This is a genomic window from Ureibacillus manganicus DSM 26584 (assembly GCF_000772945.1).
Classification (GTDB): domain Bacteria; phylum Bacillota; class Bacilli; order Bacillales_A; family Planococcaceae; genus Ureibacillus; species Ureibacillus manganicus.
The window spans coordinates 78,426-93,445 of record NZ_JPVN01000013.1; the positions used below are offsets into that span (position 1 = coordinate 78,426).

A 15,020-nucleotide genomic window follows, 5' to 3' on the forward strand; every position below is an offset into this window, starting at 1 on the left:
TTTACTACGTTCTCAAGAGCAAAATCTATATAGAAAAGCTAGGTAAGTGCTCGGAGGCAACGGGAGCACTACCTAAAGCTGATCTAACTTTATTAAACTACTTCGAAGACACCTGCAGCGCCCATTCCGCCACCGATACACATAGTAACTACTCCATATTTTTTACCTTGTCTTTTTAGTTCATGGATTAGTTTTAAAGTTAAGATAGCGCCTGTTGCACCAAGTGGATGGCCTAATGCGATGGCTCCACCATTAACATTAACCTTTTCCATATCGATACCTAAGTGGCGTACTACTTGAACTGATTGAGAAGCAAATGCTTCATTTAACTCCCAAAGGTCGATATCATCTTGTGAAAGACCAGCAATTTTCAGAGCTTTTGGTACAGCTTCGATTGGACCAATCCCCATTACCTCTGGTGCTACTCCACCGACAGCAAATCCTAAGAATTTAGCCATTGGATTAAGACCTTGTGCTTCTGCTTCTTCACGGTCCATCACTAAAACTGCAGCCGCACCGTCAGAAGTTTGAGATGAATTCCCGGCAGTGACTGAACCTTTTACATGGAATGCCGATCTTAATTTTGCTAAACCTTCCACTGAAGTTTCAGGACGCACACCCTCATCTGTATCAAAAGTAAATGTTTTCTTTTGTAATTTATTGTTTGCATCTACGTAATGTTGGACAACTTCAACTGGTACGATTTCATCCTTAAATTTTCCTTCTTGGATTGCTTTTAGTGCTAATTGATGAGAACGTACAGCAAACGCATCTTGGTCTTCACGACTGACGTTATAACGATTCGCTACTTCTTCTGCTGTATGCCCCATACTCATATAGTACTGCGGTGCTTCTTCGGCTAATTTAGGATTTAAACGAATTGTATTTCCTGTCATAGGAATCATACTCATCGACTCAACACCACCAGCAATAATTGCTTTTGAATGCCCTAACATAATACGTTCTGCAGCATAAGCAATCGATTGTAAGCCAGATGAGCAAAAACGATTGATTGTAAGTGCAGGTGTCGTATCTGGTAAACCAGCTAATGCTCCGATATTACGTGCAACGTTCATCCCTTGCTCTGCTTCTGGCATCGCACATCCCATTATTAAATCATCTATAGGACCTGTATAACCTGCTCTATTCAATGTTTCCTTTACAACAAGTGCACCAAAATCATCAGGACGCATTGCTGCAAGAGAACCTTTTTTTGCTTTACCGATTGGCGTTCGTGCACCGGCTACGATAACGGCTTCGCGCATAAGTTTGTATCCCCCTTCACCTTAACTTTGTTGTAGAATATATGATCTTTTGTTTTGATGTTCAATGTTCTAATTGCGAAGTGGCTTACCCTTCACAAGCATATGTTGCATTCTTGCTTGTGATTTAGGATCTGCAACAAGCTGTAAAAATGCTTCACGTTCTAGATTTAGAAGATAATCTTCTGTCACTTCAGTCCCGTATGGTACTAATCCACCAGCAATTACGTATGCTAGTTTTTTAGCAATTTTTAAGTCGTGATCACTAATATATCCAGATTGGTACATACCTTGTGCACCAAGTAATAAAGTCGCATAACCAGGTGCACCTACTACTTTCACTTTCTTTGGTACAGGAGGAACATAGCCAGCTTCATAGATAGCTAACGCTGCTTGTTTCGCATCGTGAATTAAGTGATCTGGATTAACTGAAATTCCATCTGCAAAGCTTAAGAAGTTATTATCTCGCGCTTCCTCACCAGAAGTTGAAACTTTCGCCATAGCAATTGTTTCAAATACTTTTGTTGCTATTGCTTGATAGTCAATATCAACACCATTTGGCAAACCTTTTAGGAATTTTTCATATAGTGCGATGTTTCCGCCACCACCTGGGATTAGCCCTACACCGACTTCAACAAGACCCATATACGTTTCTGCAGACGCTTGAATGTGAGTGGCAGGTAAACATACTTCTGCACCACCACCAAGTGCCATTCCAAACGGTGCAGCAACTACTGGCTTTTTACTATATTTGATTCGACGCATCGCTTTTTGGAAGGAACGGATAACGAAATCTAATTCGAAAATGTTATCATCCTGAGCTTCCATTAATATCATCGCAAGGTTTGCACCAACACAGAAATTTTTCCCTTGGTTTCCGATCACAAGTCCTTTATAGTTCGCTTCTACTTCATCAATAGCAAAGTTAATCATTTGAACGATATCAAGTCCAATTGCATTTGATTTTGAATGGAATTCTAGTAGAGCAATACCATCACCTAAATCTATTAAACTAGCACCAGAATTAGATTTGATCACACCGTGTTTTTTCTTGTAGCGTTTTAGATCTATTACTTTTTCGTTCGTTGGCACTTTTTCATATTGGGACCCATTATAAAATGCTAAATCGCCATCGATTTCTGTATAGAATGAGTCCACACCATTCGCTAGCATTTCTTTAACAAATGAAGGGACTTCACGGCCTTCTTGCTCCATTCTTTCAACCGATTGTTTTACTCCGATTGCATCCCACATTTCAAATGGTCCTTGTGTCCAGCCGAAGCCCCATTTTAATGCGTTGTCGATTTCTACAATATTGTCAGCGATAATACCTGTTAGCTCTGCAGAATAAATTAAAGTAGGAGCAAAGATATTCCACAATAATTCACCTGTACGATCTTTTGCATAAACTAACGTTTTCACCTTGTTTGGTAAGCCTTTTACCTGCTTCGCCATTTCAATTGAAGGCGTTTGAAGTTTTTTCACTGGACCATATTCAAGTGAATTGATATCAATTTCAAAGATTTCTTTACCTTTTTTAACAAAGAAACCTTGACCAGATTTTGCTCCAAGCCAACCGTTTTCAACCATTTTTTTCATAACTTCTGGTACATCGAACACTTTTTTTTCTTCTCCAGTTGTTTGGTCGTAAACCGTTTTTGCAACATGTAAAAAAGTATCTAAACCAACCACATCAAGCGTTCTAAAAGTCGCTGATTTTGGACGGCCAATAAGTGGTCCTGTTACAGAATCAACTTCTCCTACTGTATAGCCGCGCTCAATCATTTCGCGTAATGTAACTAATAAACCATACGTTCCAATACGATTTGCAACAAAGTTAGGTGTATCTTTTCCTATTACTACGCCTTTTCCTAGTACATCTTCTGCAAATGTTTTTACAAATTGAACAATTGCCGGATCTGTATGTTCAGTAGGAATCACTTCTAATAGTTTCAAATATCTTGGTGGATTAAAGAAATGTGTTCCTAAGAAATGCTTTTTGAAATCTTCCGAACGTCCCTCAACCATCGCGTTTACACTGATTCCTGAAGTATTTGAACTGATGATTGTACCTTCTTTTCGTACAGCATCCACACGTTCAAATAGATTCTTTTTCACCTCTAAATTTTCAACTACAACTTCAATAATCCAATCGACATCTTTTAATTTATCTAAGTCATCTTCTAAGTTACCTACTGATAATAGGTCAAGACTTTTCTTGGATGTTAATGGAGCTGGCTTTTGTTTTTGAAGTTTTTGTAGTGCAGATAGTGCAAAACGATTACGGAATGCAGGGCTATCTGTTGAAAGTCCTTTTGCTTCTTCTTCTTTCGTTAATTCTTTTGGAATAATGTCTAATAATAATGTTGGAATTCCAATATTCGCTAAATGCGCTGCAATACCAGAACCCATAACCCCAGAGCCAAGTACGGCTGCTTTTTGAATTTTGTAAGTCACGAGCACATCCCCTTTCGTCACCCTTTGAATGAATACTCATTCATTTTTTGTGTAAAAAAATAAAAGTTGTTGTTTGGATCGAATTCGATCCCTTTCTTTAGCGGATTTCTTATTGCTATATGTACGTCCGCTTAAAAACACACCTTTTCTCTCTTTAGTGTAGAATATTTTGTCAGCTTTTTCAATCACTTTCTTTTCAATTTTCTAAAAATTTAAATAGATTAGTAGAAAAATATGATGAACAACTCTCCCTCGTTCTAGGCAAATTTCTTTTCGGAATTACATAATCCATGTACACTACTTGTAAGGAGCGTGATAATAATGAAAGAAATAACTTCTCTTGAACAATTTAATGAACTAATTAGTTCTGAACAACCGGTAATCGTTAAATTTTATGCAGGTTGGTGCCCAGATTGCACTCGTTTAAATATGTTTATTGATCCTATTATTGAAGAATATGCTCAATATGCATGGTACGAAATCAACCGCGATGATTTCCCAGAATTAGCTGAAAAATATCAAGTAATGGGTATTCCAAGTTTACTAATTTACAAAAATGGAGAAAAATTAGCTCACTTACATAGTGCGAATGCAAAATCTCCTGAAGATGTTATTGGTTTTTTACAAGCTCAATAATTAATTTGCGGTAATGTACGAACGGCTATCTTTCTATTCTCTTATAGGGATTAGAAAGATGGCCTTTTCTTTTTAAGTTAAATAAATTTACAAGATGGAAGTAGAAGCAACGATAGATTACAATTAATGTAATAATAGGAAAGGGGATAGAAAGAAATGCCATATGTAAATATTAAAATTACAAATGAAAATGTAACACCTGAAAAGAAAGCACAGCTTATTGCAGGCGCGACTCAATTATTAGTTGATGTATTAGGAAAAAATCCTGCTACTACGGTTGTTGTTATTGATGAAGTGGATACAGATAACTGGGGGATTGCTGGTGAGACAGTGACGGAAAGAAGAAAAGCTGGGAAGTAGTTTTTTATTGTATTGGATACATTCTTTGGTTTTAGTTTAAGTGATCTTGCATAATTTGATTTGGCACATTTGTGCAATGAGAGCGGCTCTCTGTTACCTTTGAAGCGGGTTTTCTTTCCGTTTGGGCACTGAGAGACGTGCTCTGTTACCTTTGAAGTGAATTTTCATTTCACTTGGGCACTGAGAGCGGCTCTCTGTTACCTTTGAAGCGAGTTTTCATTTGATTAGGGCACTGAAAGCGGCTCTCTGTTACCTTTGAAGCGAGTTTTCATTTCACTTGGGCACTGAGAGCGGCTCTCTGTTACCTTTGAAGCGGATTTTCTTTTGATTTGGGCACTGAGAGCGGCTCTCTGTTACCTTTGAAGCGGGTTTTCTTTCCTTTTGGGCACTGAGAGACGTGCTCTGTTACCTTTGAAGTGAGTTTTCATTTCACTTGGGCACTGAGAGACGCTTTCTGTTACTTTTGAAGCAGGTTTTCATTTGATTAGAGCACTGAGAGCAGCTCTCTGTTACCTTTTGGAAGTTATTTCGGTTTGTATTGGCACATACAACACTTCTATGTTACCTTTCGTCTCCCTTTTCTGTTTGCCGGGGCACATAGAGCTCCTCTATGTTACCTTTCGAATCTAATTTCTGCTTGCTGGGGCACATAGAGCTCCTCTATGTTACCTTCCGAATCTAACTTCTGCATGCCAGGGCACATAGAGCTCCTCTATGTTACCTTCCGAATCTAACTTCTGCATGCCAGGGCACATAGAACGCTTCTATGTTACCTTTCGTCTCTCATTTCTGTTTGCCGGGGCACATAGAGCTCCTCTATGTTACCTTTCGAATCTAATTTCTTCTTGCCGGGGCACATAGAGCGCTTCTATGTTACCTTTCGTCTCCCTTTTCGGCTTACCGGGGCACATAGAGCTCCTCTATGTTACCTTCCGAATCTAACTTCTGCTTGCTGGGGGCACATAGAGCTCCTCTATGTAACCTTGCGAATTCAAATTCGGCTTACCAGGGCACATAGAGCTCCTCTATGTTACCTCCCAATCTAATTTCTGATCCCCGAAGCACATAGAGCGCCTCTATGTTGCCGTCCAGCTCCTACTTCAAGTTGTTGGGGGTATAAAAACTCTACTAATCCCTATAAACCGATATCTTTTACTCAGTGATCTTCAAAATATCCTTAAGTTCCGTCAACTGCCGAATCTCATAAGTTGGCTCAACGTCAATATTTTTCTTTTTATAATGAGGGTTAAACCAACAAGTATCAATATCCGCATTAAATCCACCTTGTATATCAGATGTTAACGAGTCCCCAATAATTAATGTGGTGCCCCGCTCACATTTCTTCAACTGACCAAACACATAGTCAAAAAACTCAAACTTTGGCTTCTGAAAACCTATTTCTTCAGAGACAAAAACATGTTGGAAATACGGTGCTAAGCCGGAATCCTTTAATCTTTTTTCCTGCGTCGACACGACTCCATTTGTGACAATAAATAGGTCATACTTCTCATATAAATCTAGAATTAATTCCATTGCACCATCTATTAGTTGATGTCCTTCATCTAAATAACTTCTATATTTCCTTTCAAATTCAACACCATCAACCTTTTTTCCGTAATGTTCAAAAAATATAGCAAATCTCGTATTCAACAATTCTTCTCTGCCAATTTTACCTTCTTCATGAGCTCGCCAAAGTCCAGTGTTGAACATTTTATAGGTTTCTTTCATATCATCTGTTAAGGGAATTTGTAATTCCATAAAAAGTTTTGACAATGCTTCATTTTCCGCTTGACCAAAGTCAAGCAATGTATCATCAAGATCAAATAGTAATGTTTGGTATTGCTTCAATGTCGCTACCTCCAAGTTGAGCTGAATCTATGTTATAATCAATTTTCTAATAATAATATTACACTATGCCATACATTAAAGGTGAGAAATCATGAAAGTCCAACTTAATATCGCTGGTTTTTCCCAATATGACAGTACTATATTACAAAAGTATCAATCTTCCGCATGTGGACCAACCACAATCTACGTTATTTTACGATATTTATTAAAAAATTCCTCAGAATTAAAAAATATTAATGAACTATACAATATACTTGGCGGCACAAAGATTGGCCTATTTAAATGGAGGCTCATTAAGCGACTGCGAAAGCTTCTAGGTTCAAATTGGAATGTTTCAGAATGCTCGCTTCAAGAAGCGTTACATCAGATTGATATAGGACGCCCCGTGGCATTAAAATTTGATCAATATTTTTCTTTTCAATGGAGATCAAAGCACACATTTAAATACCATTGGGTTCCATTAATTGGTTATGAATGGAAAAATGATGAATTATTTTTAATCGTCCATGATAATGGTTCGAGAACAAGAAAGAGTCAAATTCGAAAAGTTCCGTACTCGGTTAATATCAAAGTACTGTCTTTTGTAAAAATAGAAGCCAATATCTAAAAGATATGAACTATTGGGTGCATTATTATGATAGCTTCTTTCAGTGTATAGTTTGTATGACAAGTAGCTCGAGATCGCACTCCATCCCATTACAAGAAAAATAACATAAACACAGCAAATTCCACATATATATTTCTTATGCCATTAATTTTTCTCTCGTGAAAAGTTAATAAAATAGGGTGCAATTTTGAAATTTCACTTTCAAGTTTGCACCCTCTTATTATTATGCGAAAGAATATAAAGACTTCGCATGCTTGACGATTAATCTAAATCCTCTTTGTTCAAGTTCATCAAAACGAGTTGTAGAATAATCCTCTAACAATAATTCCTCTAAATGTGCATCAATCTCCATGCCAGTTTCAATTGTCGCTAATTGATGCGAAAGTTTTAACATCTCAACGTTTTCGGCAATTTTTGTCCGTTGCGCAGGTTTTAACTTCTCCAGATTATTTAAAACCTCATCAATTGAACCATAATTTTGGATTAACTGTAGCGCTGTTTTAGGCCCAATTCCTTTTACTCCAGGGTAGCCGTCACTAGAATCACCCATAAAAGCTTTCACATACGCAAATTGTTGTGGTTCAATTTGGTATTCCTCTTTAAAACGTTCTTCCGTATACACGTCGTACTCTGTGTAACCTTTTTTTGTAAACGCAATCGTTGTCGCGGGATTTAACAATTGTAGTAAGTCTTTATCGCCACTAATGATCGTAATATCCGCGTCATCTTTCCACTTCTCTACCATGGAACCAATTGTGTCGTCTGCTTCCATACCTTCTACACCGAAGTTTTTCCAACCAATCATTTCTGAAACCTCTTTTGCCATATCAAATTGAGGTAGCATTTCTTCTGGAGGTGCCGGACGGTTTGCTTTATAACCATCAAACAATTCATTTCGAAACGTTTGTGCCCCCATATCCCAACATACAGCTAAGTGAGTCGGTTTCATTAAACTTTGAGCTGTTAAAACATGTCGTGCAAATCCTTGCACACCGTTTGTAGGTGTCCCATCTTCTAATCTTATATATTGACCCATTGCACTTGAAGCAAAAAATGAACGGAATAATAATGCCATACCATCCACAACTAATAAATGTGGTTTCTTTGTCATAATAAAACCCTCTCTATCATGTAGTCCTATTATTATAACAAATTACTAATGTTTAAGTTGGTATGGTTTACTGGAAATATATATATCTACTAGTAGAGTATTCTTCTATTTAGATCCGTTTTTCTCTCCATTGATTTAATTTAGCAACCATCCTGAAGACGAATGACTTTGCAATATACCCTGAAAACACCGTTACTTCACTACCACCAAAATAAGAGCTGCAGCGAATTGAAGATTCGAGATCCACTCCACCAAAGTCGTATACTGAAAACCCAAGATTCCGGAACATCTTCATATTTTCCCAACATAACAATAAATTTGACTTATTAGACTCGTCCAAATTTATATTAGCTACATATAAAAGTAAAGTGTTTTGTCCATCAGCTACATAAACACGATATCCTAATGTTTCATTTGTATCGTTTTCAATTTTCGTTACGATTAGCGCATCTTGATCTCTTAAAAGTAGTAGCGATTGAAATTTAGAACGGTTGATTTTATCTATACTTGTATTTATATTCTCATTATAAAATCGTTGGAAATCTCTTATTTGTTCATCGGAAGGATTTTTTATTGGTATGATTTTATATTTATCAATATTATATTCAAATAAGATATCCTTCGTTCCATTTGGAAGATTATTTAAAAAAGTTGCTTCATCTTGTTGCAAATCTACATGAACTGTACGTTTACTTTGCAACCTACGACTCGGTTTTAGGCGATGTGTATAGCAAGAGACTTTTGCTTTATATCTACTCTTAACTCTTTTATTTTCAAAATATATATCATTCGTCGGTATAGTTAGAAAGTTTCTATTAATTTGCAACATATCGTCTACCCCTCCATTAATAAATTTAGTATCCTTTTTTTCTTACTTCATTTAATTTCCCTGGAAATAACCGATGATTCGACAACCTGCAATTGGTTAAATCAATTTATCTTCATCTATTCAAAATATATTCTTCATTTTATTATTTAGAACAAAGTTGCTAGTTTTTTATCAAACAAACTTATATAAATGAAAAGAACTTTCTCATACTTTTATATAGAGATTTCAGAAAAACTTTAACGTTTTATAAATCTTTCGAAAATTTCAATAAAAACAATAGTATAATGTCTTTATAAATATGTATTTGGAGGGATCTTGCGATGGGTTTACTGAGAGCTGGGGTCGGTGCATTATCAGGTGTACTAGCAGATCAATGGAGAGAATATTTCTATTGTGAATCAATGCCTGCAGATGTACTAATTACAAAAGGTGAAAAACGTACGGGAAAACGAAGCTCCAACCGAAAAGGTAGCAATAATATTATTTCAAACGGCTCAATTATTGCGGTTAATGAAGGACAATGTATGATTATTGTTGAACAAGGAAAGATTGTTGAGTTCTGCTCAGAACCTGGTGAATTTGTTTACGACACATCAACAGAACCAAGTATTTTCTACGGAGATTTAAATGAAAATATTAAAAGAAGCTTTGAATCTTTAGGTAAACGTTTCACATTTGGCGGTGAACCAGGGAAAGATCAACGTGTGTATTATTTTAATAAAAAAGAAATCCCAGGAAATAAATACGGAACACCTACACCGATTCCTTTCAGAGTTATTGATCGTAACATTGGGCTAGATATCGACATTTCCATTCGATGTCATGGTGAATATTCCTTTAAAATTATCGACCCTATTCTTTTCTATACAAATGTAGCTGGAAATGTAGAAGATGATTTCAAGCGAAACACAATCGAGGGTCAACTGCGTTCTGAACTACTAACTGCTCTACAACCTGCTTTTGCAAAAATCTCAGCAAGTGGAATTCGTTACAGTGAATTACCTGGACATACATTAGAACTTGCTAAACTATTGAATGAAGTGCTCTCTGAAAAATGGGGGCAAATACGAGGAATTGAAATTGTATCCTTTGGAATAAATTCTGTTAAAGCTTCTGAAGAAGATGAAAACATGATTAAACAGCTACAAAGAAGTGCTGTTTTCCGTAACCCGAATATGGCTGGTGCAACATTAGTTGATGCTCAAAGTGAGGCAATGAGAAACGCAGCTAAAAATGAGGGTGGTGCATTTGTTGGCTTTGCTGGTATGAACATGGCACAGCAAGCTGGTGGCTTAAATGCTAGTAACTTGTTCGCTATGGGCCAAGAGCAACAGCCCGCGCAGCAAGCACCAACACAACCAGCTGCCAATACACCTTCAGCAGATAAATGGAAATGTTCTTGTGGCACGGAGAATACTGGTAACTTCTGTTCTGAATGTGGATCAAAGAAACCTGTGGATGATTCCTGGACGTGTAATTGTGGAACTGTTAATAAAGGGAAGTTCTGTATGGAGTGTGGAACTCCTAAACCATCAAACAAAAAAATCATCTGTGACAAATGCGGCTGGGAGCCACAAAATCCGTCTTTAACTCCAAAATTCTGCCCTGAATGTGGTGATGTCATTAACGAACAGGATCATCAATAAGGAGGTGCACAGAACATGACCCATGAACGTCAAGAAGAATATTTAAAAGAAGTTGACGAACATGATGCGAAATGCCCTACTTGTGGCGCATCCATTCAGTTTAATCCCTCATCTGGGAAGCTGCATTGTAACTATTGTGGTTACGAAGAAGATGTAGTTCAGCCAGAAGCATTGGAAGATCAATTCGCAAAAGAATTAGATTTTAATCAAGCTGAATCACAAAAAAGTTTTGAATGGGGTAAAGAAAAAAAGGTTGTTATTTGTGATGCTTGTGCGGCTGAAATGATTTACGATGCACTCGAAGTGGCCAATGTCTGTCCTTATTGTGGTTCAAACCATGTGATGGAAGCAGCAGCAGAAAACTCATTAGAACCTAATGGCATTATCCCTTTTGCTGTAACTAAGGAACAGGCAAATGTGAATTTCAGAAAGTGGATTAAAAGAAAATGGTTTGCGCCAAACGAAGCAAAACGTTCGGCAAAAGCAGATGCATTTTCTGGAGTCTATTTACCTTATTGGACATTTGATACAAACACTCGCTCAAGTTACACTGCACGCTACGGTAAAAATCGTACCGTAACAGATAAAGATGGAAAAACACATGTTGAAACAGACTGGTATAACACAAGTGGTACTTACGAAAGATTTATCGATGATCATCTTGTTCGGGCATCGAGCCGTTACAATGAAAATATTCTAAGACAAGTAGAACCATTTGGAACGAACCAATCTCTTACATTTAACAAGGATTTTCTCCATGGGTACATCGCTGAGCGTTATAGTGTAGGTTTAGAGGACGGTTGGTTACAAGCGAAGGCAGAAATTCGTAAACAACTGCATCAGGAAATCGATAGTCATATTCGAATGAGACATAATGCCGATAAGGTTTCAAATCTACAAGTTTCAGTAGTTTATTCAAAGGTTAAATATAAATATTTAATGTTACCATTATGGCTATCCTCATTTAAGTTTAAAGATAAAATCTATCAATTTATGGTAAATGGACAAACAGGTAGAGTTGGTGGGCAATCTCCTATTTCACCAATTAAAGTTGTATTTGCTGTATTACTAGGACTGATTGCTGCTGGAATAGTAATTTATCTTTACAATGAAGGCTATATTTAAATCCATTAATTTCATATATGAAAAGGCACTTCTTTCACTAGAAGTGCCTTATATTTTGACTGTATATGAAAATACTTCTTCTTCTCTCTTAGCAGCATATACCGTTAGCTCATTCGAACCTTTCGTAATAACAACACCATGAAGTTGACCATTTTCATAAATGACCCCACCATCTATGCCAATTTTTTTATGGCAAGGTGAAACCCATACGTCATAACTTTTGTTTTTATTTAAATTTGGGGTCGGTGTGTGACCGAAAACAACAATTTCTTTTGCTAGATGAGGAGTTGAATGAAATTCATCTCTTATCCAGTAAAAGTTTTCTTCTTTTGTCTCTTTAAAATCTTCTACATGAACATCAATCCCAGCATGAACAAATAAATAGGAATCCCATTCATAATATACTTTCAAGTTTTTAATAAATTCAAGTTCTACAGAAAATTGCTCCTTTACTTTTGAGGCCAACTCTAATACATTCACATCACTAAAAATAATGTTTTCCTTTAACTCGGGAAATAAACTATGTATCGTTGCAGTTCCACCAACTTTTTCATGAAAAAAAAATTCTGAAGACTTTTCTGTATTATTCAGCCAATACAATAAAATCTGCTCATGATTTCCACTAATCGCAATGGCTCCATAATTTTTCGTAAGATCCATAACCTTTTGTAAAACTTTCAAGCTATCGGGACCACGGTCAATATAATCTCCTAGAAATACAAGTTGTTCTTCTTCTGGATTCCATTTGGTCAAAATGTTCTCTAGTAGTTCATAATTACCATGAATATCACCAACGACAAACACTTTATCCATCTAACACACATCCCAAATTAGTTTATATACTAAACTTCGCATATCAAAATGCTCAGTAACCACTTCTAATGTATTCCGATGTATCTATTATAATACACATGTAATGTGAATGGTGACTTATATCACCAAAAAAAGACAGACATAAAGTCTGCCTAAGAAAATTTATATAAGTTAAGTGCGCTAATAATATGTTTTGAATTATTTTGGATGCTTTCATAATTATCAATAAGCTCTCCATAAGGGAGGGGTTTACTCATTAAAAAACCTTGTATATAATCACACTTGTTTTTCACTAAGTAATGTAACTGTTGTTCTATTTCTATTCCTTCTGCAATACCCTTCATGTTTAAATGTTTAGCCATTGTTAGAATCATATCAACGATTATTGGTTCATTTTCAGTATGCGAATAAATGTTGTTAATAAGAAGCTCCATTAATAGATGAATCGTTACATAATTTTCTTGACCGAATACTCCATATAATTGCTAACTAAAAATCGTTGCACAATTAATAATATGAATGTAATAGACACATAGGTTATTATATTTTTAAGAGAATCATCATCTAGAGTATATTTCATCAAATATCTTCGAACTATGTCGCATGATATATTAATGACCAATAACAAATGTTATATATCATAATACCAATTAGTAATTAATAAATAAATAGCTTTTTCAATAAATTGTAAATTTTAGCAACTGCTGTATTTAATTGTTTATGTGGCACCAGTTTGGGCGTATTTTTAATATTAAACTTGCATTTAAGGAGTGAAATGGTATGGAAATTCTAGAAAATGAAATCGTTAAACTGGAACCTATTAATCTTTCTCATATAGAGGGGATATTCAAGGCAGGGTCTGACCCAGTAATTTGGGAGCATATGTCTGTTGAGCTACTTAATAGAGAAAGTGTAATTCAATACGTTCAAGATGGTGTGAAAAAGCGAGAAGCAAAAACGGACTATGTGTTTGTTATTATTGATCAGAGTACTAGGGAAATTGTGGGAGCCACTTCTTATATGGATATATCTCTACAGCATAAGCGATTAGAAATCGGCTCAACTTGGTTAAGCCCTAAGGTCTGGCGCACAACTATTAATACAAACTGTAAGTATCTACTATTAAAGTATGGGTTTGAACAATTGGGTTTGCAACGTATCCAAATTAAAACAGGTCACGAAAATATTCGTTCCCAAAAAGCAATTGAAAGGATAGGAGCGACGAAAGAAGGGATACTGCGAAATCATATGATCCGAAAAGAAGGAACGATTCGCCATACGGTTATGTATAGTATCATTAGTGAAGAATGGGATCAGATTAAAGAAAGATTTGAAAAAGTATTATTGAAGGTAGAGAAATAGTCTACTAGTATCTTGAGAAAACAAAGTAACGGTATAAAGGTATTAACAATTATAAAAAAGTGTAGAGAAAAATACTCTTTTCTCTACACTCCAAGCACCTGTAAACGAAGATTTTAAAAATCAAAATTATCTGGGTCTGGCCCTACACGATGATTTTGATTTAATCCATCTATGACTTCCATCTCATCATTCGTCAACTCAAAATCAAACACATTCACATTTTCAATAATTCTATGCTCTTTTGTTGATTTTGGAATTGTAACAACCCCGTTTTGCAAGTCCCAACGTAAAATAACTTGGGCGACAGATTTATTATGCTTGTCCGCAATTTCCTGTAAAACTTCGTTATCTAGCAACTGCCCCTGCATTAATGGTGACCATGCCTCTAGCTGAATACCGTTATTTTGACAAAATGCATGTAACTCTTTTTGAGTCAAGCGCGGATGATATTCTACTTGATTGATCATCGGTTTAATTTCAGCATCCTTCATTAAGTCTTCCAGATGGTGAATTTGAAAATTACTTACACCAATTGCTTTTACTCGACCTTCTTTGTAAAGTGTTTCTAACGCTCTCCAGGCATCTTTATATTTTCCTTCAACTGGCCAATGAATCAAATATAAATCTAAATAGTCTAATCCAAGTTTCTTTAAGCTTGTCTCATAGGCAGTTATTGTTGATTCGTATCCTAAATCTGAATTCCAAACTTTTGAAGTGAGAAATAACTCTTTTCTTCTGATACCTGCTTCTTTTAATCCTTCTACGATTCCATTGCCAACACCTTCCTCATTGGCATAAATTGCAGCAGTATCTACACTGCGGTATCCATGTTTAATCGCCGTTTTTACTGCGTTCACTAATTCAGGACCTTCCTCAACTTTAAAAACTCCTAGTCCAAACCAAGGCATTTTCACACCATTATGCAAAGTTGTAGTATCTTGTAAATTGTTAATCATCATTATAA

General features: G+C 36.1%; 14 protein-coding genes. 6 read left to right on the top strand and 8 right to left on the bottom strand.

Annotation, left to right across the window (positions count from 1 at the left end):
• Positions 1–92: 92 nt before the first annotated feature.
• Both CD29_RS11805 and CD29_RS11810 read right to left on the bottom strand, forming a co-directional pair.
• Complete coding sequence (locus CD29_RS11805; RefSeq protein WP_036186990.1) at positions 93–1,265, bottom strand: acetyl-CoA C-acetyltransferase; 1,173 nt, start codon at positions 1,263–1,265, stop codon at positions 93–95.
• Between the two features lie 69 nt (positions 1,266–1,334).
• Positions 1,335–3,719 carry a 3-hydroxyacyl-CoA dehydrogenase/enoyl-CoA hydratase family protein gene (locus CD29_RS11810; RefSeq protein ID WP_036186992.1) on the bottom strand — a complete coding sequence of 795 codons (2,385 nt, stop codon included), beginning with the start codon at positions 3,717–3,719 and terminating at the stop codon, positions 1,335–1,337.
• 321 nt (positions 3,720–4,040) lie between these two features.
• On the opposite strand from CD29_RS11810, the gene CD29_RS11815 reads away from it, so the two are divergent.
• Both CD29_RS11815 and CD29_RS11820 read left to right on the top strand, forming a co-directional pair.
• Positions 4,041–4,355, top strand: a complete 315-nt coding sequence (locus tag CD29_RS11815) for a thioredoxin family protein (protein WP_036186993.1) — start codon at positions 4,041–4,043, stop codon at positions 4,353–4,355.
• Positions 4,356–4,511: 156 nt separating this feature from the next.
• On the top strand, positions 4,512–4,715 hold the full coding sequence (locus tag CD29_RS11820) for a 2-hydroxymuconate tautomerase family protein (RefSeq protein WP_036186994.1): 204 nt from the start codon (positions 4,512–4,514) through the stop codon (positions 4,713–4,715).
• Positions 4,716–5,867: 1,152 nt separating this feature from the next.
• Here the strand turns inward: CD29_RS11820 and CD29_RS11825 are convergent.
• Positions 5,868–6,563, bottom strand: coding sequence for a YjjG family noncanonical pyrimidine nucleotidase (locus CD29_RS11825; RefSeq protein WP_036186995.1), 696 nt, complete (start codon positions 6,561–6,563; stop codon positions 5,868–5,870).
• 91 nt (positions 6,564–6,654) lie between these two features.
• On the opposite strand from CD29_RS11825, the gene CD29_RS11830 reads away from it, so the two are divergent.
• The gene (locus CD29_RS11830) at positions 6,655–7,170 is read left to right on the top strand and encodes a C39 family peptidase (RefSeq protein WP_036186996.1); all 516 of its coding nucleotides are present in this window, start codon (positions 6,655–6,657) and stop codon (positions 7,168–7,170) included.
• Between the two features lie 223 nt (positions 7,171–7,393).
• On the opposite strand, the gene CD29_RS11835 is transcribed toward CD29_RS11830, so the two are convergent.
• Both CD29_RS11835 and CD29_RS11840 read right to left on the bottom strand, forming a co-directional pair.
• A complete protein-coding gene (locus tag CD29_RS11835) occupies positions 7,394–8,281 on the bottom strand; it encodes a 5'-3' exonuclease (protein WP_036186997.1) in 888 nt (295 codons plus the stop codon).
• 109 nt (positions 8,282–8,390) lie between these two features.
• Positions 8,391–9,110 (bottom strand): hypothetical protein, encoded by a 720-nt coding sequence (locus tag CD29_RS11840; RefSeq protein ID WP_036186998.1) that lies wholly within the window; start codon positions 9,108–9,110, stop codon positions 8,391–8,393.
• Positions 9,111–9,430: 320 nt separating this feature from the next.
• On the opposite strand from CD29_RS11840, the gene CD29_RS11845 reads away from it, so the two are divergent.
• Together CD29_RS11845 and CD29_RS11850 are read left to right on the top strand one after the other, a co-directional pair.
• A complete protein-coding gene (locus CD29_RS11845; RefSeq protein ID WP_036186999.1) occupies positions 9,431–10,756 on the top strand; it encodes an SPFH domain-containing protein in 1,326 nt (441 codons plus the stop codon).
• A 15-nt stretch (positions 10,757–10,771) separates the two neighbouring features.
• A complete protein-coding gene (locus CD29_RS11850) occupies positions 10,772–11,881 on the top strand; it encodes a primosomal protein N' (RefSeq protein WP_036187001.1) in 1,110 nt (369 codons plus the stop codon).
• 48 nt (positions 11,882–11,929) lie between these two features.
• On the opposite strand, the gene CD29_RS11855 is transcribed toward CD29_RS11850, so the two are convergent.
• Positions 11,930–12,694 (bottom strand): metallophosphoesterase, encoded by a 765-nt coding sequence (locus CD29_RS11855; RefSeq protein ID WP_052124130.1) that lies wholly within the window; start codon positions 12,692–12,694, stop codon positions 11,930–11,932.
• Between the two features lie 152 nt (positions 12,695–12,846).
• On the bottom strand, positions 12,847–13,128 hold the full coding sequence (locus CD29_RS11860; protein WP_036187003.1) for an EAL domain-containing protein: 282 nt from the start codon (positions 13,126–13,128) through the stop codon (positions 12,847–12,849).
• Positions 13,129–13,474: 346 nt separating this feature from the next.
• Between CD29_RS11860 and CD29_RS11865 the strand changes: the two genes are divergently transcribed.
• The gene (locus CD29_RS11865; protein WP_036187005.1) at positions 13,475–14,056 is read left to right on the top strand and encodes a GNAT family N-acetyltransferase; all 582 of its coding nucleotides are present in this window, start codon (positions 13,475–13,477) and stop codon (positions 14,054–14,056) included.
• Between the two features lie 113 nt (positions 14,057–14,169).
• Here CD29_RS11865 and CD29_RS11870 read toward each other — a convergent pair whose 3' ends face one another.
• The gene (locus tag CD29_RS11870; protein ID WP_036187070.1) at positions 14,170–15,012 is read right to left on the bottom strand and encodes an aldo/keto reductase; all 843 of its coding nucleotides are present in this window, start codon (positions 15,010–15,012) and stop codon (positions 14,170–14,172) included.
• Between the last annotated feature and the right edge of the window lie 8 nt (positions 15,013–15,020).

Excerpts from the sequence above, each read along its gene's own strand:
- CD29_RS11805 (WP_036186990.1), bottom strand. The coding sequence starts at position 1,265 with ATGCGCGAAGCCGTTATCGTAGCCGGTGCACGAACGCCAATCGGTAAA.
- CD29_RS11815 (WP_036186993.1), top strand. The coding sequence starts at position 4,041 with ATGAAAGAAATAACTTCTCTTGAACAATTTAATGAACTAATTAGTTCT.
- CD29_RS11820 (WP_036186994.1), top strand. The coding sequence starts at position 4,512 with ATGCCATATGTAAATATTAAAATTACAAATGAAAATGTAACACCTGAA.
- CD29_RS11830 (WP_036186996.1), top strand. The coding sequence starts at position 6,655 with ATGAAAGTCCAACTTAATATCGCTGGTTTTTCCCAATATGACAGTACT.
- CD29_RS11835 (WP_036186997.1), bottom strand. The coding sequence starts at position 8,281 with ATGACAAAGAAACCACATTTATTAGTTGTGGATGGTATGGCATTATTA.
- CD29_RS11840 (WP_036186998.1), bottom strand. The coding sequence starts at position 9,110 with ATGTTGCAAATTAATAGAAACTTTCTAACTATACCGACGAATGATATA.
- CD29_RS11845 (WP_036186999.1), top strand. The coding sequence starts at position 9,431 with ATGGGTTTACTGAGAGCTGGGGTCGGTGCATTATCAGGTGTACTAGCA.
- CD29_RS11850 (WP_036187001.1), top strand. The coding sequence starts at position 10,772 with ATGACCCATGAACGTCAAGAAGAATATTTAAAAGAAGTTGACGAACAT.
- CD29_RS11855 (WP_052124130.1), bottom strand. The coding sequence starts at position 12,694 with ATGGATAAAGTGTTTGTCGTTGGTGATATTCATGGTAATTATGAACTA.
- CD29_RS11860 (WP_036187003.1), bottom strand. The coding sequence starts at position 13,128 with ATGGAGCTTCTTATTAACAACATTTATTCGCATACTGAAAATGAACCA.
- CD29_RS11865 (WP_036187005.1), top strand. The coding sequence starts at position 13,475 with ATGGAAATTCTAGAAAATGAAATCGTTAAACTGGAACCTATTAATCTT.
- CD29_RS11870 (WP_036187070.1), bottom strand. The coding sequence starts at position 15,012 with ATGATTAACAATTTACAAGATACTACAACTTTGCATAATGGTGTGAAA.